This is a genomic window from Allobosea sp. FBZP-16, assembly GCF_002831785.1.
Lineage (GTDB): Bacteria > Pseudomonadota > Alphaproteobacteria > Rhizobiales > Beijerinckiaceae > Allobosea > Allobosea lupini.
In genome coordinates this window covers 41,129-64,700 of the sequence record NZ_LNCQ01000032.1, presented here as the reverse complement: position 1 = coordinate 64,700, position 23,572 = coordinate 41,129, and the positions used below count along the sequence as shown (strand labels likewise).

Genomic DNA, 23,572 nt, shown 5'->3' with positions numbered 1-23,572 from the left:
CGCCAGCGCCCCCCAAATGAGCGCGATAGCCGTAAAAGATGGCCGGCCTTCGCCGTCGCGTCACATCGCGGTCATCGAAGCGCGTCTATCCCGCTGCGATGACGCTCCCGACCACAGGCGACCGCCCCGGCATGGCCGCACTGCTGCCCGGCATGCAGGCGCTCACCCCGCTGCTGGCGCTGGATCGCTTTTCCGTCGCTTTCCCAGGCGCCAACGGGCCGATTCCGGTCGTATGCGGCATCGAGCTCTCGCTCGCGCCCGGCGAGGCGCTCGGCATCGTCGGGGAATCCGGCTGCGGCAAGAGCGTGACCTGGCTCGCGGCGCTGCGCCTGCTCGGCCGCGGGGTCGTGACCTCCGGCGAGGTCCGGCTTGGCGGCGAGGACATCACTCGCCTGCCGGAACGCACGCTCGCAAGGGTTCGCGGCGGGCGGATCGGACTGATCTTCCAGGATCCGACCAGCTCGCTCAATCCGGTCCAGCGCATCGGCACCCAGCTCATCGAAGTGCTGCGCTTGCATCGCGGCCTGCGCGGCGATGCCGCCCGGCGCGAGGCGTTGCGCCTGCTCGATCGCGTCGGCATCGCCGATGCGCCGCGGCGGCTGCGGCAATATCCGCATGAATTCTCCGGCGGCATGAACCAGCGCGTGATGATCGCGCTGGCGCTGGCCGGGGAGCCCGAGGTCCTGATCGCCGACGAGCCGACCACGGCGCTCGACGCGACGATCCAGGCGCAGATCCTCGACTTGATCCGCGACATCCGTCGCGACAGCGGCATGGGGCTGGTGCTGATCTCGCATGATATCGGCGTCGTCGCGGATCTCTGCGACCGCGTTGCGGTGATGTATGCCGGCCGCGTCGTCGAGACCGCCGCGACGCAGGATCTGCTCGGCCGCCCGCGCCATCCCTATACGCGCGGCCTGCTCGCCGCCCTGCCGACGCTCGGCGGCCCTCGTCAACGGCTGACGCCGATCGCCGGCACCGTTCCCGCGCCTGACAGGATGCCGCCGGGATGCGCTTTCGCGCCACGCTGTTCGCTGGCGATCGACGCATGCCGGACACAGACGCCCGCGCTGATACTGGCGGCACAGGACCAGCGCGCCGCCTGCCTGCGCCTCTCGGAGACGGCGAGAGCCCCGGCTGCCGCTGCCACGGCTCCGGTCGGAGCCTTCGCATGAACCCGCTGCTTCGCGTCGACGATCTCGCCCGGCATTATCCGGTCGCGACTGCGACCGGGCAGAAGCGCATGCTCCATGCCGTCGACGGCGTCAGCTTTTCCCTCGCCGCCGGCAAGACCCTCGGCCTGGTCGGCGAATCCGGCTGCGGCAAGTCGACCACCGCGCGCCTCGTGCTCGGCCTGCTGCCGGCGACGCGCGGGCGGATCATGTTCGCGGGCGAGGCCGTCAGCGCGACGCGCGATCGCCAGTGGCGAGCCCTGCGCCGGCGGATGCAGCTGGTGCATCAGGACCCGCTCGCGGCGCTCGACCGGCGCCTGCCCGTCGGCGAGCAGATCGTCGAGCCGCTCGTCATCCACGGGCTCGAAACCGGACCCGAGGCCCGCCGGCAGAAGGCGCTCCAGCTGTTCGAGGCGGTCGGCCTGCGGCCGGACCTGTTCGAGCGCTATCCTCACGAGCTCTCCGGCGGGCAGCGCCAGCGCGTCGTGCTCGCCCGGGCGCTGATCCTCGGCCCTGAGTTGCTCGTCTGCGACGAGCCGATCTCGGCGCTCGACGTCTCGGTCGCCGCCCAGGTCATCAACCTCCTGCAGGACCTGCAGGGGCGCTTTGGCATGGCCTATCTCTTCATCAGTCACGATCTCAAGGTCGTCCGGCAGATCGCCGACGAGGTCGCGGTGATGTATCTCGGCAGGATCGTCGAGCAGGGCCCGCCGGAGGCGTTGTTCCATGCGCCGGCCCATCCCTACACCGAGGCGCTGGTCTCGGCCGTGCCGACGCTCCAGCGCGGCACGCGCGAACGCATCATCCTGCGCGGCGACCCGCCCAATCCGGTCGACCGGCCGGCGGGTTGCGCCTTCCATCCGCGCTGCCCGCGCGCTGTCGCCCGCTGCCGCGAGGAGGCGCCTGTTCTGCGTCCCGCCAGCGACGGGCGACTCGCCGCCTGCCATCTGGTACCGCTGGCGACCGATGCCCAGGCGGCAGCCGCCTGACCCTATCGACCGACCGGATACCGACATGGCCCAAAACTTGGCTGACCACGATCGCTTCCCAGCCACGCGCGTCATCGTCGCGGTCTTCGACGGGCTGCGGCCCGACTTCGTCACGCCCGAGCTGACCCCCAACATCCTGCGCCTCGCGGCGCGCGGCACATGGTTCCGCCGGGCGCGCAGCGTCTTCCCCTCGGTGACCCGCGTCGCGACCAGCGCCATTGCCACCGGCGCGCCGCCCGCCGTACACGGCATCGTCGGCAACGCCTTCTTCCTCGAAGGCGCCATTCCCGAGCGCATCTTCGACACCAGCGACATCGGCATGCTGCGCCGGGCGGAAGCCCATCATGGCGGCCGGCTGATCGCGGTCGACACCTTCGGCGACGTGCTGGCGCGGGCGGGAAAAAGGCTCGCCGTCGTCCACACCGGCTCGGCCGGCTCGGCGCATTTCATCAATCCGCGCGCCCGCGCCAACGGGCATTGGACCTTCACGATGCTCGGGACCGAGGCGACGCAGACGCCGGAGGCGGTCGAGGACGCCATCGCCAGGCTCGGCCCGCTGCCGGAGCGCCAGCTGCCGCGCCTCGACGAGCTCGCCTATGGCGGCCGGGTGATGGTCGAGCACGTCCTGCCGGTGTTGAAGCCTGACGTCGCGCTGATCTGGTTCAACGAGCCGGACACCACCTTCCATTACCGCGGTCTTGGCTCGCCGGAGGCCAAGGCCGGCCTGCAGCAGGCCGACCGCGTCTTCGGCGCCATCCTCGACTGGGTCGAGGCCCAGCCCGACGGCGAGCGCATCGCGGTGATCGCCGCCTCCGATCACGGCCAGATCTCGACCGGCTCGGTCGAGCCGCTGTTCGACGCGGCGCGCCAGGCCGGCTTCGACCTCAGCAACGCCAAGGCCGTCGACGGCGCCGCCTTCCTGGCCACCGGCGGCATCAGCGGCGAGATCCGGCTGCGCGGCAACGACCGCAGCCAGATCGAGCGCATCGCCGCCTGGCTGATGGAGCAGCCGACGATCGGTCATCTCTTCTCGCGCGGCAGCGGCGAAGAAGGCGACATCGCCGGCACCCTGTCGCTCGACCTGATCGGCGCCGGCCATGCCGGGCGCCAGCCCGACCTGATGTTCATCCTGAAATCGTCGCTGCAGGCCGATCAGTACGGCCTGCCCGGCCTCGGCGCGATGACGCCGGGCGATGTCCCGCTCGGTGGCGGCATGCATGGGGGCATCAACCCGCATGAGCTCAACACCGTGCTGATCGTCGGTACGGGCACCTGCGAAGTCGGCAGCGTCTCGCAGGAGCCGGCCGGGATCATCGACATCGGCCCGACCGTGCTCGGCCTCTCCGGCCTGGCCAAGGCGCCGAGCATGGTCGGCCGCGACCTCTCCCGTCCGGCGAGGGAGGAAGCGCGCATCCGGCGCGTCGCGACCGGGCGCGGCGCCTTCACGCAGCAGGTCGAGTTCGCCGAGCAGGACGGCCGCCGCTTCATTCTCGGCGGGCACTGATTCGAGGGAACGAATGCAGAAAGGGGTGGCCGAGCCGCCCCTTTTTCACTCCGACTTCTGCTCTTTCAGCTGCGGCCGAAGGACAGGTTGTCCGGCCGCAGATCCATGAAATAGAAGGTCGTCGGCCGCCAGGCGATCGCCTTCTTGATCGCGTAGGCCTCGCTCGGCTGGTAGAGGATCGTCGCCGGCGCCTCGTCCTCCCAGATGTCGAGCATCTCGGTGAACAGCGCCTTGCGCTTCACCGGATCGACCTCCGCCTCCAGCGCCGTGCCGGCCTTGTTGAAGCCTTCAGCCGAGGTCCAGAACTTCGAGACCTGGTGCTCGCCGGCCGGCCCCCAGGCGACCCAGATCGCGCCGAGCGGATCGGGCAGGCGCGTCGAGTTCGACCAGTTGAAGATCTGCGCACCGGCGCCGCGCATCTGGGTCGAGTTCTCGACCACCTGCAGCGAGGCGTTGATGCCGACGACCTTCCACTGCTCGACCAGGATCTGCGCCGCTTCCAGCGCATTGGTGTAGTAGTTCGCCATGGTCCGGTAGACGATCGGCTCGCCCTTGTAGCCGGCCTGCTGCAGCAGCGCCTTGGCCCTGGCGGGGTCGTAAGGCAGCTTGCGGCCCTCGACGAACATCTGGCCGTATTCGGGGAAGTTGTGGCTCGGCGGCACCTGCGCCGTGCCCTGCCAGAGCGCATCGACCAGCTTCTGCCGGTCGATCGCAAGGTTGAGCGCTTGCCGCACCCGCTTGTCGGCCAAGACTTTGTCCTGCTCGTTATAGGCGAGGACATGGACGTTCGCGAGCACGACCGAGCGGACATCGATGTCCTTGTAGGCGCCGACCACGCTCATCTGGTCGGGCGGGATATTGGTGATCAGGTCGTAATCGCCAGCGACGAGCCCGGCGACGCGGGCCGCCAGTTCCGGCACGCGCCGGAAGGTGACGCGCCTCGCGGTCGGCTTGCCCATGAAATAGTCGTCGAAAGCCTCCAGCACTGTCGCCTCGGCCGCCGAATGCGAGACGACGCGATAGGGCCCGGTCGCCACGGGCTTGCGCGAATAGGCCTCGAAGCCCATCGCCTCATAAGCGCGCTTGTTGACGATCCAGGCGCACCAGGAGGCGAGCCGCTGCTCGAGCAGCACGTCGGCGACCTTGGTGCGAAACCGCACGCTGTAGCGGTCGATCGGCTCGACGCTGGCGAGGATGCCGAAATAGGGCTTGCCGCCAGGGATCTGGGCCTTGTCGCCCCAGAGGCGGCCGTCGCGGAAGGTGTAGGCGACGTCCTCCGAGGTCAGCTCGTCGCCATTGTGGAACTTCACGCCCTGGCGCAGCGTGACGACCAGCTCCTGCGGCGAGACGCGCTCCCACTTTGTCGCCAGATGCGGCTTCAGCTCCGAGCCGCCGCCATCGGCGGCGCCGAGGAAATCGCGGCGGATCAGCGTGTCGAAGATCGAATAGGTGACGCGCGTGCCGACATTGGAGAGTTCGCGCGCCGGCTCCAGCGTTGCCGGCAGGTCGGCAACCGCGACGGTGAAAGTCGGGCGCGTTTCGCCGGCGGCGAAGGCTTGCGGGGCGGTGAGCAGCGCCGAGGTGGCGGAGGCGCCTTCGAGAAAGCGCCGGCGGGAAAGGGTGATCATGGCATGTCTCGCATCTGTCGGCGGCGAGGCCGAACCGGTCCGCGCGCAATCGCGCTGCCATGCCTCAGCTTGACGACAGGGCCGTGACGGAGCGCGCGGACAGCAGCTGGCGCGGGTCGTCGAGCATCACCGCATCGGGCCCGAGGGAAAGGACGCGGTCGATCCCCTGCGCATCGATCCGCCCGACCGGGAAAGGCGGATAGCCGGGCTCGGCAACCGAGCGCGGCTGGCCGACCATGATCACCGTCCGCAGGCCAAGGCTGCGTGCGGCGGCGATGCGCTCCATCGTCGCCTCGCTTTGCCAGAAGCGGAACCAGTCTGCACCAAGGGCCTTCGCCTGCCGGAAGGAGTCGGGATCGGGAACCAAAGCGAGGATCGCGATCGCCTCGGACACAGCCCGAGCGGCGGCGATGAGGTCGAGCGACCGCACACCGAGCAGCACGCGCTCGGTGGCCCCGGCCACCGCAACGGCGTCGAGAATGCGTGGCAGCACCAGGGGGTGGCTGAGCTTGACGTCGAGCAGCAGGCCGAGCGGCGCGGAGGCGGCGATCGCCTCGTCCAGCGTCAGCAGGCCGGGCAGGATCGCCCGCAGTTCGGAGAGCCCGATCTCCGCGACGAGGCGCGGATCGCCGGCGATGCGCTGGAGATCGGCATCGTGCAGGCAGACCAGCGCATCGTCAGCGCTCAAGCGCACGTCGGTTTCGACCATCCAGGCGCCGACAGCCTTCGCCTGCGCGAAGGCCTCAGCGGTGTTTTCGGGACCGAGCAGAGCCCCGCCACGATGGGCGATGGCGAGCGGGAGAGGCCCTGCAATGCTGCGGATGGCGAAGCCCATCGTCTCAATGCCGCTCGCTGGTGGGGTCGAAGCGATCACGCAGCCAGTCGCCGAACAGGCTCATCGACAGCGTCGTCAGGAAGATGACGAGCCCGGGAAAAACCGCAATCCACCAGGCATTGAGGAGATAGCGCCGACCCTCGCCGAGCATCAGGCCGAGCGAGGTGCCGGGCGGCTGCACGCCGAGTCCGAGAAAGGAGAGCGAGGTCTCGAGCAGGATCGTGCCGGGGAAGTTGAGCGTCGCCTGCACCACCAGCGCCGCGACGATGTTGGGCAGGAGATGGCGCAGGATCACGCGTGGCGTGCTGGCGCCGAGCGCCTCGACCGCGTTGATATAGTCGCTCTCCTGCTCGGAGGCGACGAGGCCGCGGGCGAGGCGGGTATAGCGGTCCCAGCCGTCGATGCTGACCAGTATGACGAACAGCACGATGGTGTTGCCGAAGAAGGCGAGCATGGTCAGCGCCAGGAACAGGGCCGGGATCGCCGCCTGCGCGTCGACCAGCATCATGATCGACTGGTCGACGACGCCGCGCATCCTTGCCGCGATGAAGCCGAGCAGCGTGCCGAACACCGCCCCGATCAGCGTGCCCATCACCGCGATCAGGATCGAGGTGCGGACCGCGTAGATCATGCGGCTGAGGATATCGCGGCCAAGCTGGTCGGTGCCGAGCCAATAGGTCGTGCCGCCGCTCTGCGTCAGTGGTGGCTTCAGCCGCGCCAGCAGGTTCTGGGTGGTGTAGTGGATCGGCGCCAGCCAGTCGGCCAGGATCGCGACGAGGACGACGAGGACCAGGAAACCGGCCGAGAGTTTCACGACTGGCGACATGGACCGGCGACGCGGCCGAGCGACCGGAACCGCGCCGATTTCGAGGCCCGCGCTCATGCCGGCTTGCCCAGGCTGCCCGAGAAGCCGCCGAGGCGCGGATCGAGCAGGATGTGCAGGATGTCGACCAGCAGATTGGCGGCGACCATCACCACCGTGACCGTCAGGATCACCGCCTGGACCACGGCAAGATCACGGGTCGAGACGGAATCGACCAATAGGCGGCCGATACCGGGCCAAGCGAAGATCGTCTCGACCACGGCACTGCCGGCGAGGATATGGCCGATCTCGATGCCGATGAACATCAGCAATGGCACGGCGGCATTGGGCAGCGCGTGGCGCAGGATGACGGAAAGCGGCATCACCCCGCGGGCGCGGGCGGCGCGGATGAACGGCTTGCCGAGCACCTCCAGCGTCGCGGTGCGCGCGAAGCGCGCGAGCCGTCCGGCGAGCGGCAGCGCCAGCGTCACCACCGGCAGGATCAAATGCCAGGGCGTCTCGGATCCCGCCGATGGCAGGACGCGCAATTTGAGCGCGAAGAGCAGGATCAGCAGGATGCCGAGGAAGAAGATCGGGATGGCATAGCCGAGCACGGCGACTGCCATGGCGAAGCGGTCGATTGCACTGTTGTGGCGCAGCGCCGCCAGGACGCCGAGCGGCAAGCCGATCAGCAGCGCCAGCATGAGCGCGCAGGCGCCGAGCAGGACGGTCTTCGGCAGGGCGTCGACAACGGCGGCGAAGGCGGGCCGGTCATCGGCGAAGGAGAGGCCGAAATCGCCCCGGACCACGCTGGCGAGATAGCGCAGATACTGCTCGGGCAGCGGCCGATCGAGCCCCCAGAGCTCGCGGTAATGCGCTCGCACATCCGGCGGGGTCTCGATCGAGAGCATGATGTCGGCGGGGTCGCCGGCCAGCCGCAGCGCCAGGAACACCGCCGACACGCAGATCGCGACCGTCAGCAGCGCACGCAGGATGCGGAAGGCCAGGAAACGCAGCATCGCCAAGGACTCGTGAATCGAAGGCCGTGCTTGTGCCGATGCTTACGCGACAAAGGAATGACAGTTCGCCATCAGCCCGCGCGGCGAGAACCGGCTGGCGCTGCAAGGTTGATCTTCCTCTCCCGGGGTGGTTATGTCCGGCCATGCGATTTCGGTCCGCCATCCGGGGCCTGACCCTGCGACTTAGCCGCCCGGCGCTGTGAGCGCGCCGGGGTTCGAAGGCCTGTCCATCGCATGACGGCGTAGCAGAGCCCCGAGCAGGGCTGACGCCGCATCCTTCGCAAGGGTTGTCCCATGACCACGATGCCGATTTCCAAATACCGCGCCTATGCGCCGGTCAACCTGCCGGACCGCAAATGGCCGTCGCAGGTCCTGACCAAGGCGCCGATCTGGTGCTCCGTCGACCTGCGCGACGGCAACCAGGCGCTGATCGAGCCGATGGGCGTCGATCGCAAGAACCGCATGTTCAGCCTTCTGGTGAAGCTGGGGTTCAAAGAGATCGAGGTCGCCTTCCCTGCGGCGTCGCAGACCGATTTCGATTTCGTTCGTTCGATCATCGAGAGCGGCACGATCCCGGATGACGTCGCGATCCAGGTGCTGACCCAGTGCCGCTCCGAACTGATCGAGCGCACCTTCGAGGCGGTGAAGGGCGCCAAGAACGTCATCCTGCACTTCTACAACTCGACCTCGACGCTGCAGCGCGAGGTGGTCTTCCGCTCCGACAAGGCCGGAATCATCAGGATCGCGACCGATGCGGCCGCCCAGATCAAGGCGCTGGCCGCCAAGGCGCCCGAGACCAATTTCACCTTCGAATACTCGCCGGAGAGCTTCACCGGCACCGAGCTCGACTACGCCCTGGAGATCTGCGAGGCGGTCAAGGCGGTGATCCAGCCGACGCCGCAGAAGAAGCTGATCCTCAACCTGCCGGCGACCGTCGAGATGGCGACGCCGAACGTCCATGCCGACCAGTTCGAATGGTTCGGCCGCAACATCTCCGACCGCGACAGCGTGCTGCTCTCGATCCACCCGCACAATGACCGCGGCACGGCGGTCGCCGCCGCCGAGCTCGCGCTGATGGCCGGCGCCGACCGCGTCGAGGGCACGCTGTTCGGCAATGGCGAGCGCACCGGCAATGTCGACATCGTCACCATGGCGCTGAACCTGTTCACGCAAGGGGTCGACCCCGAGCTCGACCTGCGCGATGTCAACGAAATCCGCAGCGTCGCCGAATACTGCACGCAGCTGCCGGTGCACGAACGCCACCCTTATGTCGGCGAGCTCGTCTACACCGCCTTCTCCGGCTCGCATCAGGACGCGATCAAGAAGGGCTTCGACGCGCAGGAGAAGCGCAACGATCCGCTCTTCCAGGTGCCCTACCTCCCCATCGATCCCAAGGATGTCGGCCGCGACTACGAGGCGGTGATCCGGATCAACTCGCAGTCGGGCAAGGGCGGCATCGCCTACATCCTGCAGGCCGATCACGGCCTCGACCTGCCGCGCCCGCTGCAGATAGCCTTCTCCAAGATCGCCCAGGAGCAGATGGATGAGGAAGGCAAGGAGCTGACAAGCGCGGTGCTCTGGTCCTTGTTCAGCAGGACCTACCTCCTGAGCGACGCCCCGCTGGAACTGCTGTCCCACAAGACCTTCCCGGGCGCGGAGGGCTCGCGCACGCTGACGGCGGAGCTGAAGCAGGACGGCAAGGTCCGCACGATCGAGGGCGTCGGCAATGGCCCGATCGACGCGTTCGTCGATGCGCTGAAGACGACCTATGGCGTCGAATTCTCCTTCCTCGACTATCACGAGCACGCGGTCGGCCGCGGCGCCAACGCGACCGCCGCATGTTATGTTCAGCTCCAGGACGAGAAGGGCCGCATCGTCCACGGCGTCGGCATCGACCCGAACATCGTCATGGCCTCGCTGAAAGCCGTGCTCAGCGGCATGCAGCGGGTCATGGCCGGCCAGCAGGGCTGAGCCATTGCAGAAGGCGGCGGGCTTGCCCGCCGCTTTCGTGCTTATTCCCCAACGGCCCTGCGGCGCTGAACTGGCTTCGCTGCCTGCCAGCCGAGCGCCGGCGCGATCAGCGCGGCGAAGTCGGCGATGATCTGGCGGTAGTCCGCGATCGAGAAGTTGTAGGGCAACTCCAGCCGCAGCGTATCGACCAGCGGCAAGACCGGGTCGGCCTCCAGCCGCTCGACGATCTCGTTCGCCGTGCCGACGAGATCGGGCGTGAACAGCGTCCGGCGCTCGCCCTGCGGCGCCAATGTCCGCTCATGGCGGCTTTCGGCATAGTCGCGATAGCGCTGGCGCGTCGCGGCGTCGGCGCTGTCGAGCGGCACGATCACGCGGCCGACCGCGATCTTCGGCTCGCCCTCGCCACGCCAGTGAGCACGGAAGGTCTCAATATGGCGGCTTTGCGCGACGAAGAAATCGTCGGTCTCCTCGCCGGTATTGAGATTGCCGACGAGCAGATGGAAGCCGTTCTCGGCCGCCCAGCGGGCCGAGCGGAACGAGCCACCGCCATACCAGAGCCGTTGCCGCAAGCCCGGCGCATGCGGGCGCAGGCGCGGACGATGCTCGCCGGCGGCGGAGCTGATGCGCCCGTCGGCGGCGCCGAGCCAGTCGCCGGCGAGGTTGCTGGCGAGCCGGGCGACGCGGGCATGCGAGAAATCGTATGTTGCCGGGTCGGCGTCGAAGAAGCGCTCGCCGAGGAGCTTGCCGAAGGGTGGCGGGCCGGCGCTCAGCCCGACATTGAGCCGCCCGCCGGAGAGCACGTCGACCAGCGAGAGGTCCTCGGCGAGCCGGAATGGGTTCTCGTAGCCGATCTGGATCACCGCGGTGCCGAGCCCGATCCGGCTGGTGCGCTGGCTCGCCGCGGCGAGGAAGGTCGCGGCGGAGGAGACACCGGGCTCGAGATGCCGCTGACGCACCCAGGCGCTGTCGAAGCCGAGCGCCTCGCCATGCTCGAAGAGCGCCAGCGTCTCCTCCAGCCCGGCGCGCGGATCGGCATCGTCGTAATTGCCTGGCGTCAGGAAGGCGATGTGCCGGACGGCGAGCTTGGACATGGCGCGTCTTCAGTATTTCGGCAGGCCGGGCGGGTTGGTCTCGGAGCGGTCGAGCGCTTCCTCCTCCAGGTTCCAGCGCGCCAGCGAGGCCCGGAACTTGCCGTTGGCGATCAGGCCGTTGGTGGCGATTGTCAGTGCATCGACCAGGCCGCTGCCCTTGCGCGTGGTGATCGCGACATCGGATTTCAGCGGCCAGCCGGCGCTGAGCGTGCCGACGCGCCTGATGTCCTTGTCGCGCGCCGCGATGAAGACGAGCTGCGCATGCGGCTGGACGATGACGTCGACCCGGCCCGAGCGCAGGGCGACGAGCCGCCCGGCCTCGTCGTCGAAGAGCTGCAGCTCGATCGGCTTCAGGCCGGCGGCGACGTTCTGCTTGCTCCACTCGACCAGGATGCGCTCCTGGTTGGTGCCTCCGCCGACGCTGATCTTGAGCCCGGCGGCGTCCTTAGGCTCGCTGATCGCGGTGACCTTGCTGTTGGCCCTGACGAAGAAGCCGTGCAGGCCCTTGCGATAGGTCGAGAAGTCGAACTTCTCCTTGCGCTGCTCGGTGACGCCGACATTGGAGATGACCGCGTCATACTTCCCCGAAGCGAGCCCGAGCGGCCAGTCGGCCCAGGCGATCGGCTGCAGGTCGAGCCTGAGGCCGAGGCTGTCGGCGATCAGCTGGGCGAAATCGGCATCGGCGCCGACCACGGTCTTGGCGTCGGTGGCGTAGGTGGCGAGTGGCGGCCCGCCCGGGCTGACCGCCACGGTGAACACGCCGGGCTCGACGAACTTGAAGCCCTTCGGCAGGGCGGCGATGGCCTCCGGCTGCTTCTCCGCCCTCACGCGCCCGGGCTGCTCCGGGCCGAGATCGAAGGGTGCCTGCGCCACGGCTGGGCCCTGAGTTGGGCCGAAGATGGCCCAGCTGCCTAGGAGAAGCGCCAACATGGCACGCGCTCGCAACATCATCGTCTTCCGTCTTTGCTGATGGATCAGGCGCAGCGACGCCCGCTACGCTCACTTCGCCGGCAGGCCGGGCGGGTTGGTGCGCGACTGCTCGATCGCCTCGGCGGCGAGGTTCCAGCGCCCGAGTGCCTTCGCGTAGTTGCCGTTGCCGATCTGGGTGTTGATGGCGTGGGTAATCGCCTCGGCGAGACCCGCGCCCTTGCGGGTCGTCACGGCGATCTCGGCCAGCACTGGCCAGCCGCCGGAGAAATTACCGGCGAGGCGGGTCTTGTTCTCCTGTGCCGCCTTGAAGCTGAGGAGTGCGTTCGGGCCGAGATAGGCGTCGGCGCGCCCGGTCTCCAGCGCGAGATAGAGCACGACGTCGTCGTCATAATACTGGACCTCGGCCGGCTTTAGCCCGTCCTTCACGTTTTGCTCGTTCCAGCGCAGCAGGATCTGCTCCTGATTGGTGCCGGACCCGACGATGACCTTGAGCCCGGCGATGTCGCGCGGCTCGCGGATCTGGATCTCGTTGTCCTTCTTCACATAGAAGCCGAGCAGGTCCTTGCGATAGGTCGAGAAGTCGAACTTCTCCTTGCGCTGCTCGGTGACGGTGATGTTCGAAATCGCCGCATCGTATTTGCCGGAGGCGACGCCGAGCGGCCAGTCGGCCCAAGAGACCGGGACGATCTCGAGCTTGCGGCCGAGCGCATCCGCCACGAGCTGGGCGATGTCAGGCTCGGAACCGACAATGGTCTTGGCATCGGCGGTGTAGCCGGCGAAGGGCAGGCGGCCAGTGGCGTTGGCGACGGTGAAGACGCCCTCCTTCACGAACTTCGTGTCCTTGCCGATCAGCTTGACCGCAGCTTCGTCGCGCTGCGCCCGCGGCCGGCCCGGCTGCTCGGGCGAGAGGTCGATCGCCTGCTGGGCGAGGCCGAAGGAAGGCAGCAGCGCGCCGGCCGAGGCGGCGCCGAGCAGAGAGAGCGTGTTGCGTCTGGTGATCATGACTTAGCTCCTTGAGAAATGGCGGTCAGAGGACTTTGGCGAGGAATTCGCGGGTGCGGGGATGGTCGGGCTCGGCGAAGACGCGGGCCGGCGGGCCGACTTCGAGGATACGGCCGGCTTCCATGAAGACGACCTCGTCGGCGACCTCGCGGGCAAAGCCGATCTCATGGGTGACGATGACCAGCGTCGTGCCGGAGCGGGCGAGCTCCTTGATGACGTCGAGCACCTCGTTGACGAGCTCGGGGTCGAGCGCCGAGGTCGGCTCGTCGAAGAGCAGGACCTTGGGCTTCAGCGCCAGAGCCCGGGCGATGGCGACGCGCTGCTGCTGGCCGCCGGAGAGCTGGCGCGGATAGGCATCGACCTTGTCGGCGAGGCCGACGCGGGCGAGCAGCTCGCGCGCCTCGGCCAGGGCCTGCTCGCGGGAGACCCCGCGCACCGACAGCGGCGCCTCGATGACGTTCTCGATCGCGGTCAGGTGCGGGAACAGGTTGAAGCTCTGGAAGACCATGCCGACATCGACGCGGCGCTTCAGGATCTCGCGCTCCTTGAGCTCGTAGAGCGTGTCGCCGTCCTGGCGGTAGCCGATCAGCTCGCCGTCGATGGCGATGAAGCCTTCGTCGACGCGCTCGAGATGATTGATCGAGCGCAGCAGCGTCGACTTGCCGGATCCGGACTGGCCGATGATCGCGGTGACGCTGCCGGGCCGCAGCACCAGTCTGACATCGTCGAGCACCTTGAGCGGGCCGAAGCTCTTCGAGACGTTACTGATCCGGATCTCGCCGCCGCTGCGCTGCAGGCTCGCCAGCGACGGAGCCGCCACGGCGGACGAACCGGCCTGGGATGAACCGGCCTGGGCGAGTGCGGCCTCGGTCCGACGCGCCGCGGCGGCATCGCGCGAGCGGCCGAAGCGCGCCAGTGCCAGGCCGATCAGCGAGGGCGGTGGATTGCGCAGCGCGCCGCGCGAGTAATAGCGCTCGATATGGTGCTGGACGAAGGACAGCACGCTGAGGATGACGAGGTACCAGACCGTCGCCACCATGAGCAGCGGGATCACCTCGAGATTGCGCCGGTAGATGATCTGGATGGTATAGAACAGCTCGGGCAGCGCCAGGATGTAGACCTGGCTTGTGCCCTTCGCCAGCAGGATGATCTCGTTGAAGCCGTTGGGCAGGATGGTGCGCATCGCCTGCGGCAGCACGATCCGCGAGAACTGGCGGTGGCGCGGCAGGCCGAGCGCTGCGGCCGCTTCGTGCTGGCCCTGGTCGACCGAGAGGATGCCGCCGCGCACGATCTCCGAGGAGAAGGCGCCGGCGTGCAGGGTGAGCCCGAGCACCGCCGCGAAGAAAGGCGTGATCAACTGCGTCGTCGACCAGGAGGCGAAGGTGATCTCGGTGAAGGGAATGCCGAGCCAGACGGTCGAATAGAGATAGCCGAGATTGTTCAAGATCAGCAGCAGTACGATCAGCGGGATCGAGCGGAACAGCCAGACATAGGCCCAGGAAAGCGACGCCAGCAGCGGCGAGCCCGAGACGCGCGCCAAGGCGAGGCCAGTGCCGAGCAGGAAGCCGAGAACGGTGCCGAACAAGGTCAGCAGCAAGGTTCGGCCGAGCCCTGCCAGCACCGGCTCGGAGAAGAACCATTCGGCGAAGACGTCCCAGCCCCAGCGCGGGTTGGAGAGGACCGAGTTTGCGATCGCGAAGATCACGACGACCGCGAACACGGTGCCGATGGTGCGGGCCGGATAGCGCGCCGGCACGATGCGGTAGCGGCTGAAATCGCGGGTCGGCGGAGTGCTATGGGCGCGCGTCGGCAGGCCCGCGAAATCGCTGGCGAGACTCATGGCTGGAATTCGTCCCCTTGAAACTCAGGAAGCGGCGCGCTCAGGCCGCGCTGGCAGGCAATTGCTCGGCCGGTGGCCGCAGCTTGTAGGCCGCGACGGCGAGGTCCTTTTCGAAGGCGAGCTTCTTGTAGACCTCGGGATCGACGGCGGGATCGAACAGTGGCGTGTAGCCGGTGCTGAGGTAGAGGTCCCGCGCCTCGGGCTGCCGAAAGCCGGTGGTCAGAAAGATCTTGCCATAGCCCTGGCGCACGGCCTGCGCCTCCAGCTCCTCGACGACGCGGCGGGCCAGGCCCTGGCGGCGAAAGGCGCTGTCCGTCCACATCCGCTTCAGCTCCGCCGTCTGTCCGTCATAGCGCTTGAAGGCACCGCCGGCGATGGCGCGGCCGTCGCGCAGGAGCAGGACGAAATTGCCCTCGGGCGGCGCGAACAGCGATGCCGGATAGCGGCTCATCTCGGCGCCCGGCGGCTCGCCAAAATAGCTCCCATAGCGGGTGGCGTATTCCCAGGTGAGCTGCTCGACCAGGGGTTGGGCGAGCGGATCGAGCGGGGTGGTGTAGACGAATTCGTCGGCCATGGGACAGCCTCTCGGAGCGTGAGGTTCTGGAAACGGGTTCTGTGGAGCGCTCAGCCGGCCTTGCGCGGCGCCGATGCCGGAGCAGAGCGCGCATAGCGGCTATCGCGGCGCGGCAGGCCGAGATGGTCGCGCAGCGTTTCGCCCGGCAGGGTGCGGTCGTAGACACCGCGCGCCTCGAGCTCCGGGATGACCAGCTCGACGAAATCATCGAGCCCCTGGCCGATCACCGGGAAGCCGAGGATGAAGCCATCCGCCGCCTGCTTCTCGACGCGCTCCACCAGGATGTCGGCGATCTCCTGCACCGAGCCGATCAGGTCGGCGCGCGGGGTCGCAGCTTCCAGCGCCGCCTCGCGCAAGGTCTGGCGCTTCAGTGCGGCAGTGCGCTTGATCCGGTCGGTGGTCGAGCGGAAGCTGTTCTTGCCGATCTCGCCGAGCTCCGGGAACGGGGCGTCAAGCGGATAGGTGCTGAAATCGTGATGGTCGAAGAAGCGGCCGAGATAGGCGAGCGCGTCATCGATCGAGACGAGATCGCGGATCGCCTGGTACTTGTCCTCGGCCTCCTGCCGGGTGCGCCCGACGATCGGCCCGGCGCTCGGGAAGATCTTGACGTCGTCCGCCAGCCGCCCCTGCGCGATCGCGCTGGTCTTGATGCTGCGATAGAAGGCCTGGCCCTCTTCCAGCGAGACATGGTTGGCGAAGACCGCATCGGCATGGCGGCCGGCGAGGCCGATGCCGGCATCCGAGGCGCCGGCCTGGAACAGCACCGGCTGGCCCTGCGGCGAGCGCTGGATGTTGAGCGGGCCCTCGACCTGGAAGAAGCGGCCCTTGTAGCCGAGCGTATGCAGCTTCTCGCGGTCGAAGAAGCGGCCGGTCTTGCGGTCGCGGACGAAGGCGTCGTCGTCCCAGGAATCCCAGAGCCCCTTGGCTATGTCGAGGTATTCATGCGCGATCTCGTAGCGCAGGGAATGCTCGGGATGCGGGCGGCCATAATTGCGGCCGGAACCCTCCAGCGGCGAGGTCACCGCATTCCAGCCGGCGCGCCCGCCGGAGATCAGGTCGAGCGAGGCGAATTGCCGGGCGATGGTGAAGGGGTCGCTATAGGAGGTCGAGACCGTGCCGACGAGGCCGAGCTTCTTCGTCACGGTCGCCAGCGCCGAGAGGATGGTCAGCGGCTCGAACCGGTTGAGGAAATGCGGGATCGACTTTTCGTTGATGTAGAGCCCGTCGGCGACGAAGGCGAAGGCGATGCCGTTCTCTTCGGCCTTGCGGGCGTTGCGGATGAAGAAATCGAGATTGACGCTGGCATCGGGCGGATTGCTCGGGTGGCGCCAGGCGTTCATGTGGCTGCCGGGGCCCTGCAGCATCAGGCCGAAGGTGAGACGGGTCTTGCTCATCGGTGTCTCCTGTCGGCTCAAGCCGCAAGCGCCGGCGCATCGCCGGCGAGCAGCGTGATCGAGGCAAGGCGCTGGGCGGTCGCGGCAGCCGGTGTGTCGATGACGAATTCGGTGATGCCGAAGCGGGCCGAGAGCGCATCAAGCTCGCGCCGGACGTCCTCGGCGGTGCCGGAGAGAATGCTCGGGCGTCGGATCTCGGTCGTGTACGAGGCGGCTCCGGCCTGGCGGGCGAACTCGGCCGCCTGCTCCTCGCTGCCGAGATTGACGCTCTGGCCATTGTCGAGCGTCAACCGGACCACGCGCAAAGGCTCGGTCAGCGCGCGCGCCTCCTCCGCCGTCGCGGCTGCGAGGGCAGCGAGGCCGAACAGCGGCGGCTGCTTCGCACCGGCCTTGGCATATGCGTTGAGGCTGGCCTCGATCGCCTTCGGGTCGCCATTGAGCTGGCCGGCGAAGACGAAGCGCCAGCCGCGCTCCGCCGCGAGCCTTGCGCTATCCGGGCTGGCACCGAGCAGGAAGCGCTCAGCTGGCGCAGGCGGCTTCGGCAGAGCCTGCGCGCCGGCGAGCGGATCATCCACACCGAGCGAACCCGAAAGGAAACCATCGAGTTCCGCCAGCAGCGCTTCGAAGGAGCGGGCGTCCTTGGAAGCATGCTGGACGCGCAGCGCCTTCGTCGAGAGCGGCAGGCCGCCCGGCGCCTTGCCGATGCCGAGATCGATGCGATCGGGCGCCAGCGCGGCGAGCAGGTTGAAGGTCTCGGCGACCTTGTAGGGGCTGTAGTGCTGCAGCAGCACCCCGCCGGAACCGATCCGGATCCGGCGCGTGCGCGCGATCAGATGCGCCACCAGGATTTCCGGTGCCGAGCTGGCGAGTCCGGCAAAGCCATGATGCTCGGCAAGCCAGAAGCGGCGATAGCCCAGCCGCTCGGCAGCCTGGGCCAGAGCGATCGTGCGCTGCAGGGCATCGACCGCGCTCTCGCCGTCGAGGATCGGGCTCTTGTCGAGCAGGCTGAGGGAATAGGCCATGGGATGTCTCGCCTGGATCAGATGCCGCGCAGGCCGAGCGCCGTACGGGCTTCCTCGGCCATCCAGCCGAGGCGCTCGTAATCGCCGCGCCAGTAGAGCAGCGCTGCATCGTCGCCACCGAGCCGAACCTCACGGACGCGGCCGATGACGATGGCGTGCGAATGCCGCTCGATCAGCTCCTCGACCTCGCAGTCGAGCGCAGCCAGCGCGCCTTCGAGCAGCGGGGCGCCAGTGACACCTTGCGTCCAGCTCGCGCCGGCATAGCGCGCTTCGCCCTTCTCGCCATTGCGGCCGGCGAAGCGGTCGGCGATCTGCTTTTGCGTGGCGTTGAGGAAATTGACGCCGAAGCTGCCATGGCGGGCGAGCACCGGAAAGCTCGACGAGCCCAGGTTGAGCCCGAACATCACCGTCGGCGGCTCGGCCGAGAGCGACGCGAGCGAGGTCACGGTCAACCCGGTACGATCCTCGCCCTGCCCGGTCGTGATCACGCTGACACCGCCGGCGAGATGGCGCAGCGCCGCCCGGAAATTGGGCGCCTCGGCTGGTGCCGGCGCAGCCCGACCGACGTGGCGGGGTGCCGCTGATGTTGAAGTGACGAGCGAGACGACAGTCATGAAGGCCTCGGCTGGCGGGAGGACGCAGCGAGGCTAAGCGTCGCCAGGGAACGACGCTCCGGCCGGGCAAGCCGGCACGCGGACGCTGCTAGGGAATGGCGAGCCCGGCGATCAGGCCGCAGGGCGAGGGATCAAGAACATCGCGGCTGGCCGTCCGATCGCTCAGGATCCAAAGTATTACGCGGTTTCATCGACGTGTCTCCGTACTCGGAGCCCACGATTTCATCGTGGTGCTTTTAGCATTGTTGACGCGGTGCAAGCTGCTCCAGCAAATCCCGCGATCGAGCGCAGTTATCGGCGCTCGATACTGACATTCTTCATGCGAACACAGGCACGGTCAATGGAATGTCTTTTCAAAGATGTCCCGGGCAGGAGGCGGAAGCGCCTGCGGCCGGCACCTGCCATGGGAGAATTCCGTTCCGCCAGCGAGCCTGTCACAGGCAGGTGCCATCGACCGGCTATCAATAGGGGCTCCTCCGCGACGGCAACCACCTGGGCCGGTGGTTCATACCCACCCGTATCGCCGCAACCGCGTAGTCCGCTGACGAAGCAGCGCGCCCCGGTCGGATCGCCGCCTTCGATGTGACGGAGCGCCGCAAAGGAGCCGGTTGACAGTTTTGCAATCGATTACATAATCCAATCCGAAGCGGTTCCGCAGAATGAACCGCCCCAGGGAGGAATGCCGGTCATGCATGCCAGCATCGTCGTTTCATCGGCTTTCTGCAGCCGCGCGACCGCATTGCGGCTGCGCTGAGCGCGGCACGAAAGCCAAGGCAATGGTCCAGATCGGCTTCAACCTGCTGACGGTCGGCGGCTTCATCGACGAAGCGCACCTGCCCTTGTGCGAGCGCATCCGCGAGATCGGCTATGACGGCGTCGAGATTCCGGTCTTCGAGGGCGATGTCGGCCATTACGAGCGGCTCGGCCGCCGCCTCGATGCGGTCGGCCTGAAGCGAACCATCGTCACGATCGTCGCCGAGGACAGCAACCCGCTCTCGCCCGATGCCGCCATCCGCCGGAAGGCGCGCGAGCGCCATCGCTGGGCGGTCGACTGCGCCGCGGCGCTCGACGCCACCGTCATCGCCGGCCCTTATCACTCGCCGGTCGGCGTCTTCACCGGCGAAGGCCCGCGCGAGGACGAGCTCGCTCATCTCGCCGAAGCCCTGCACCTCATGGCAGAACATGCCGGCAAGGCCGGGATCGCGCTCTCGCTCGAGGCGATCAACCGGTTCGAATGCTACGCGCTGAACACGATGGAGGCGGCGAGCGCGCTGAAGGCCAAGGTAGCGCATCCGAACTTCGGCTACATGTACGACACCTTCCACGCCAATATCGAGGAGCGCGATCCCGTAGGCGCCTACAGCCGCTACGCTCCCGAGATCAATCATATCCATCTCTCAGAGAACGATCGCGGCATCGTCGGACGCGGCCATGTGCCGTGGGCGCAGACGTTCCGCGCCATCCGCGCTACCGGCTATGACGGCTGGCTGACGGTCGAGGCTTTCGGCCGGGCGCTGCCTTCGCTCGCGGCGGCGACACGGGTCTGGCGCGACCTCTTTCCTGATCTCGACACGCTCCTCGTCGAGAGTCACGACTTCATCCGGCGCGGCTGGGCCGAAGCCGCCGCGCCCGCCGAGACGGGTGCGGCATGAGCGCCGATACGCCGGTCCTTTCGATGCGCGGCATCGGCAAGAGCTTCACCGGCGTGCGGGCGCTCGACGATGTCAGCCTCGATTGTCATTCCGGCGAGGTCCACGCCATCTGCGGCGAGAACGGCGCCGGCAAGTCGACGCTGATGAAAGTGCTGGGCGGCGTTTATCGCCCCGACGAAGGTGAAATCCTCCTGAACGGGGAGCCGATCGCCTTCCGGCATCCGGTCCAGGCGCGCCGGGCCGGGATCAGTATCATCCACCAGGAGCTGAGCCTGCTGCCCGAGCGCAGCGTCGCAGACAACATCTTCCTTGGCCTTGAGCCGACCCGTGGCGGGCTGCTCGACCGCGCCGCCATGCAGGAGGGCGCACGCAAGCTGCTGGAGCGCGTCGGGGCCAGGGTCCAGCCCGGTGCGCTGGTGAAATCGCTGTCGATCGCCGAGCAGCAACTGGTCGAGATCGCCAAGGCGCTGGCGCTCGATGCCCAGATCATCGTCATGGACGAGCCGACCGCAGCGCTCGATGAGCGCGATGCCGGCCGACTTCTGGAACTGGTCGGGACGCTCCGGCGCGAGGGCGCGGCGATCCTCTACATCTCCCACCGCATGGCCGAATTGAAGGCGATCGCCGACCGCATCACCGTGCTGAAGGACGGCAAGTTGGTCGCAACACACCCGGCCGCGGCGCTGACGCCGGCGACGATCGTCCGGCTGATGGTCGGGCGCGACCTCGCCGATTTCTTCCCGCCGCCGGGTGACCCGGCCAGGCTCGGCCCGGTCGTGTTGTCGGTGCAGGGCGCCGGCAACGCCATCCTCTCCGATATCGCGCTCGACCTGCGCGCCGGCGAGATCGTCGGCGTCGCCGGGCTCGAAGGCTCCGGCAAGGGCGCGCTGGGGCGAGCTCTCTTCGGCGACGAGCCGTTCACCCGCGGCCGGATGACCGTCGATGGGCTGGACGGCCTGATCCAATCGCCGCGAGCGGCCATCGCCGCCGGCATCGGCTTCCTCTCCGACGATCGCAAGAAGGAGGGCATTGCCCCGCAGCAATCGCTGCGCGACAATGTCCTGATGACGCTGCGGGCCTTCGCGCGGCGCTTGCGTCCACCGGCTTCTGGCGCGATGGCGCGTGCCGCGGCGGACCGGCAACTCGCCGAGGTCGATGTCCGGGCCGCCGGCTTCACCCAGGAGATCCGCGAGCTCTCCGGCGGCAACCAGCAGAAGGTCGTGATCGGCCGCTGGCTGGCGCGCGATCCTAAGGTGCTGATCTTTCTCGAGCCGACTCGCGGCATCGACGTCGCTGCCAAGGCGGCGATCTACCAGCTGATGCGAGGCCTCGCCGATCGCGGCCGCGCCATCCTGATGATCTCCTCCGACCTGCCGGAGATCATCGGCGTCAGCGACCGCATCCTGGTCATGCATGGGGGCCGCATCGCCGGAGAACTCAAGCGCGGCGCCAGCGAGGAAGACGTGATGCACCTTGCCCTCGGCACCGGGACGGCGGAGGCCGCGGCATGAGCGTCAGCGCCGATATCGCCGCCCCTCGCCCGGCGCGCGACGTGCCGGTGGCGCCGCTGCTCTTCGCCGGCTCGCTCATGCTCTATGTCGCGACCGCGCTCGCGACCGGCCAGCACGCCTATCTCACCGGCGAAGGTTTTGTCGGCCTGACCCAGCGCATGGTCGGCCTCGGCATCGTCGCGCTCGGGCAGACGCTGACCATCCTGGTCGGTTCGATCGACCTTTCGGTCGCCAACTTGATCAGCGTCTCGGCCGTGCTCGCCTCCTTCATCATGAAAGGCGAGCCGGCGATGATCGCCCCGGCCGTACTGGCGGTGCTGGCGCTCTCGGCAGCGGTCGGCCTCGTCAACGGGCTAATCATCGCGCGGCTCGACGTCAACCCGCTGATCGCGACGCTCGGCGTCGGTTTGATCCTGCAGGGACTGCTCTCGGCCAGCTTTTCCAATTTCGCCGGCTCGGTTCCGGCAGCCTTCCAGGCCTTCGCCTATGGCCGAATCGGGCCGCTGCCCTGGTCGGTGCTGCTGCTGCTCGTGCTCGCGCTCGCGATCTGGCTGCTGCTGAGCCGCACGCGCTTTGGCGCCCATCTCTACGCCACCGGCGGCAATCGCGACGGCGCTCGCCTCGCCGGCATCCGCACTGAGCGCGTCATCATCGGCGCGCATGTGCTGTGCTCGCTGATGGCCGGCCTCACCGGGCTCTATCTCGCCAGCCGCCTGCGCGCCGGGGCGCCCTGGGTCGGCCGCGACGGCGTCTACGATCTTGAATCGATCGCGGTCGTGGTGATCGGCGGCACCTTGCTCGCCGGCGGGCGCGGTGGCGTCTGGGGCACGCTCGCGGGCGTATTCCTCTTCGCCACGCTCGACGCCGTCTTCAACATGACCGGCATCGACGCCTTCCCGAAGCAGGTGCTGCGCGGGGCCATCGTCATCCTCGCGGTCGCCGTCTACGCCGTGCGCAGCAAGGGGCATGTCGCATGAGCGCCGTGGCCAGCCATACCGCCCCCTCGGCGGCGCTGCGCTTCGCCCGCGGCATCAATGTCGGCCTCGCCGTCTTCCTCGTGCTCTACGGCACGATCGCCGTGATGCAGCCGAGCTATTTCGAGGTCGAGGGCTTCCTCAACTTCCTGCGCCGGGCCGCGCCGCTGATCATCCTCGCCTGCGGCCAGCTCTTCGTCATCGCGGGCGGCGGCTTCGACCTGTCGATGGGCTCGCTGGTGACGCTGACCGTGCTCGGCGGCTCGATGCTCGCCGGCGGCAATCCCGACAACACCTGGTGGACGATCGGCGTGCTCTACCTGATCGGGCTCGGCGTCGGACTGGTGAACGGGCTTGTCGTCACCTTGCTCAAGGTGCCCTCGATCATCGCGACGCTCGGCATGCTGCTCTCACTGAATGGCGCGGCGCTGATGTGGTCGGGCGGGGCGCCGCGCGGCTATCTGCCGGAGAATTTCCGGGCGCTCGGCCGCCTCGTCTATCGCGACGTACCCGTGACCGGGATCCTGCCGCTCTCGGTGCTCATCCTGATCGGCTTCGTCGGGATTGCCGCCTGGCTGTTGCACGCGACAGTCTTCGGCCGGCAGGTGCTGGCGGTCGGCGACAATCCGCGCGCGGCGGAGCTTTCCGGCGTGCCGGTCGGCGCGACGCGGGTTCTGGTCTTCGTAATCTCGGCGCTGTCGGCGGTGACCGCGGGCATCCTGCTCGGCGGCTTCGCCGGCGTCTCGACCGCGGTCGGCCAAGGGCTTGAGCTCCAGGCGATCGCCGCCTGCGTTATCGGCGGGGCACAACTGCTCGGCGGACGCGCCAGCGTGACCGGCGCCGTCGCCGGGGCGCTCAGCCTGTTCGCCCTGTTCACTGTTCTCAACCTGATGGGCCTGCCGCAGCCGCTGCGCGAGACCGTGCAGGGCGTGATCCTGATCGCCGCGGTGGCATCGAGCGCCTGGCGCATGCGGCGCGCCTGAAAACGAGTTTTCGGAAGCGCGTGATCCCACGCGCTCCGCCAGAGGCCGCCGGCAAGGCGGCGTGA

At 68.2% G+C, this 23,572-nt stretch carries 20 protein-coding genes; 8 read left to right on the top strand and 12 right to left on the bottom strand.

The genetic code is table 11. The features are described 5' to 3' along the window. Positions 1-131 precede the first annotated feature (131 nt). Genes CXY91_RS16960 through CXY91_RS16950 form a run of 3 tightly spaced genes read left to right on the top strand, consistent with a single transcriptional unit; the run spans position 132 to position 3,665 of the window. The gene (locus CXY91_RS16960; protein WP_465246870.1) at positions 132-1,175 is read left to right on the top strand and encodes an ABC transporter ATP-binding protein; all 1,044 of its coding nucleotides are present in this window, start codon (positions 132-134) and stop codon (positions 1,173-1,175) included. Then, entirely contained in the window at positions 1,172-2,161 is a 990-nt protein-coding gene (locus tag CXY91_RS16955) for an ABC transporter ATP-binding protein (protein ID WP_100962453.1), read from the top strand. The genes CXY91_RS16960 and CXY91_RS16955 overlap by 4 nt, the downstream gene beginning before the upstream one ends. 25 nt (positions 2,162-2,186) lie before the next feature. Further along, positions 2,187-3,665, top strand: a complete 1,479-nt coding sequence (locus tag CXY91_RS16950) for an alkaline phosphatase family protein (RefSeq protein ID WP_158673454.1) — start codon at positions 2,187-2,189, stop codon at positions 3,663-3,665. Positions 3,666-3,730: 65 nt separating this feature from the next. Here CXY91_RS16950 and CXY91_RS16945 read toward each other — a convergent pair whose 3' ends face one another. The 4 genes from CXY91_RS16945 to CXY91_RS16930 all read right to left on the bottom strand — a co-directional run bounded on the left by CXY91_RS16945 (position 3,731) and on the right by CXY91_RS16930 (position 7,949). After that, on the bottom strand, positions 3,731-5,293 hold the full coding sequence (locus CXY91_RS16945; protein ID WP_100962451.1) for an ABC transporter substrate-binding protein: 1,563 nt from the start codon (positions 5,291-5,293) through the stop codon (positions 3,731-3,733). Between the two features lie 64 nt (positions 5,294-5,357). Further along, on the bottom strand, positions 5,358-6,167 hold the full coding sequence (locus tag CXY91_RS16940; protein ID WP_248307528.1) for a glycerophosphodiester phosphodiesterase: 810 nt from the start codon (positions 6,165-6,167) through the stop codon (positions 5,358-5,360). Continuing rightward, positions 6,133-6,954 (bottom strand): ABC transporter permease, encoded by an 822-nt coding sequence (locus CXY91_RS16935; protein WP_248307527.1) that lies wholly within the window; start codon positions 6,952-6,954, stop codon positions 6,133-6,135. Before CXY91_RS16935 ends, CXY91_RS16940 begins: the two co-directional genes overlap by 35 nt. Positions 6,955-7,007: 53 nt before the next feature. Continuing rightward, on the bottom strand, positions 7,008-7,949 hold the full coding sequence (locus CXY91_RS16930) for an ABC transporter permease (RefSeq protein ID WP_100962448.1): 942 nt from the start codon (positions 7,947-7,949) through the stop codon (positions 7,008-7,010). Between the two features lie 303 nt (positions 7,950-8,252). On the opposite strand from CXY91_RS16930, the gene leuA reads away from it, so the two are divergent. Continuing rightward, entirely contained in the window at positions 8,253-9,920 is a 1,668-nt protein-coding gene (gene leuA, locus CXY91_RS16925) for a 2-isopropylmalate synthase (protein ID WP_199777493.1), read from the top strand. 41 nt (positions 9,921-9,961) lie between these two features. On the opposite strand, the gene CXY91_RS16920 is transcribed toward leuA, so the two are convergent. The 8 genes from CXY91_RS16920 to CXY91_RS16885 form a co-directional block, all read right to left on the bottom strand. After that, positions 9,962-11,011 carry an LLM class flavin-dependent oxidoreductase gene (locus tag CXY91_RS16920; RefSeq protein WP_100962446.1) on the bottom strand — a complete coding sequence of 350 codons (1,050 nt, stop codon included), beginning with the start codon at positions 11,009-11,011 and terminating at the stop codon, positions 9,962-9,964. Positions 11,012-11,020: 9 nt separating this feature from the next. Then, positions 11,021-11,941: an ABC transporter substrate-binding protein gene (locus tag CXY91_RS16915; RefSeq protein ID WP_465246869.1), complete on the bottom strand. Its 921-nt coding sequence runs from the start codon at positions 11,939-11,941 to the stop codon at positions 11,021-11,023. 69 nt (positions 11,942-12,010) lie between these two features. Next, positions 12,011-12,943 carry an ABC transporter substrate-binding protein gene (locus CXY91_RS16910; RefSeq protein ID WP_100962444.1) on the bottom strand — a complete coding sequence of 311 codons (933 nt, stop codon included), beginning with the start codon at positions 12,941-12,943 and terminating at the stop codon, positions 12,011-12,013. A gap of 25 nt (positions 12,944-12,968) precedes the next feature. Continuing rightward, positions 12,969-14,783, bottom strand: a complete 1,815-nt coding sequence (locus CXY91_RS31145; RefSeq protein WP_100962443.1) for an amino acid ABC transporter permease/ATP-binding protein — start codon at positions 14,781-14,783, stop codon at positions 12,969-12,971. A 40-nt stretch (positions 14,784-14,823) separates the two neighbouring features. Continuing rightward, positions 14,824-15,357 (bottom strand): GNAT family N-acetyltransferase, encoded by a 534-nt coding sequence (locus CXY91_RS16900; RefSeq protein WP_100962442.1) that lies wholly within the window; start codon positions 15,355-15,357, stop codon positions 14,824-14,826. A 50-nt stretch (positions 15,358-15,407) separates the two neighbouring features. Continuing rightward, a complete protein-coding gene (locus tag CXY91_RS16895) occupies positions 15,408-16,751 on the bottom strand; it encodes an LLM class flavin-dependent oxidoreductase (RefSeq protein WP_100962441.1) in 1,344 nt (447 codons plus the stop codon). A 17-nt stretch (positions 16,752-16,768) separates the two neighbouring features. After that, positions 16,769-17,773 carry an MsnO8 family LLM class oxidoreductase gene (locus CXY91_RS16890; RefSeq protein ID WP_100962440.1) on the bottom strand — a complete coding sequence of 335 codons (1,005 nt, stop codon included), beginning with the start codon at positions 17,771-17,773 and terminating at the stop codon, positions 16,769-16,771. Positions 17,774-17,790: 17 nt separating this feature from the next. Continuing rightward, complete coding sequence (locus CXY91_RS16885; RefSeq protein ID WP_091841548.1) at positions 17,791-18,387, bottom strand: flavin reductase family protein; 597 nt, start codon at positions 18,385-18,387, stop codon at positions 17,791-17,793. A gap of 776 nt (positions 18,388-19,163) precedes the next feature. On the opposite strand from CXY91_RS16885, the gene CXY91_RS16880 reads away from it, so the two are divergent. From CXY91_RS16880 to CXY91_RS16865, 4 genes are read left to right on the top strand one after another with little or no spacing between them, the layout of a single operon-like run. Then, the gene (locus CXY91_RS16880; RefSeq protein ID WP_100962439.1) at positions 19,164-20,039 is read left to right on the top strand and encodes a sugar phosphate isomerase/epimerase family protein; all 876 of its coding nucleotides are present in this window, start codon (positions 19,164-19,166) and stop codon (positions 20,037-20,039) included. Beyond that, positions 20,036-21,550, top strand: a complete 1,515-nt coding sequence (locus CXY91_RS16875) for a sugar ABC transporter ATP-binding protein (protein WP_100962438.1) — start codon at positions 20,036-20,038, stop codon at positions 21,548-21,550. The genes CXY91_RS16880 and CXY91_RS16875 overlap by 4 nt, the downstream gene beginning before the upstream one ends. Then, a complete protein-coding gene (locus CXY91_RS16870; protein WP_100962437.1) occupies positions 21,547-22,527 on the top strand; it encodes an ABC transporter permease in 981 nt (326 codons plus the stop codon). Before CXY91_RS16875 ends, CXY91_RS16870 begins: the two co-directional genes overlap by 4 nt. Further along, positions 22,524-23,507, top strand: a complete 984-nt coding sequence (locus tag CXY91_RS16865; RefSeq protein WP_199777479.1) for an ABC transporter permease — start codon at positions 22,524-22,526, stop codon at positions 23,505-23,507. Before CXY91_RS16870 ends, CXY91_RS16865 begins: the two co-directional genes overlap by 4 nt. Positions 23,508-23,572 lie beyond the last annotated feature (65 nt).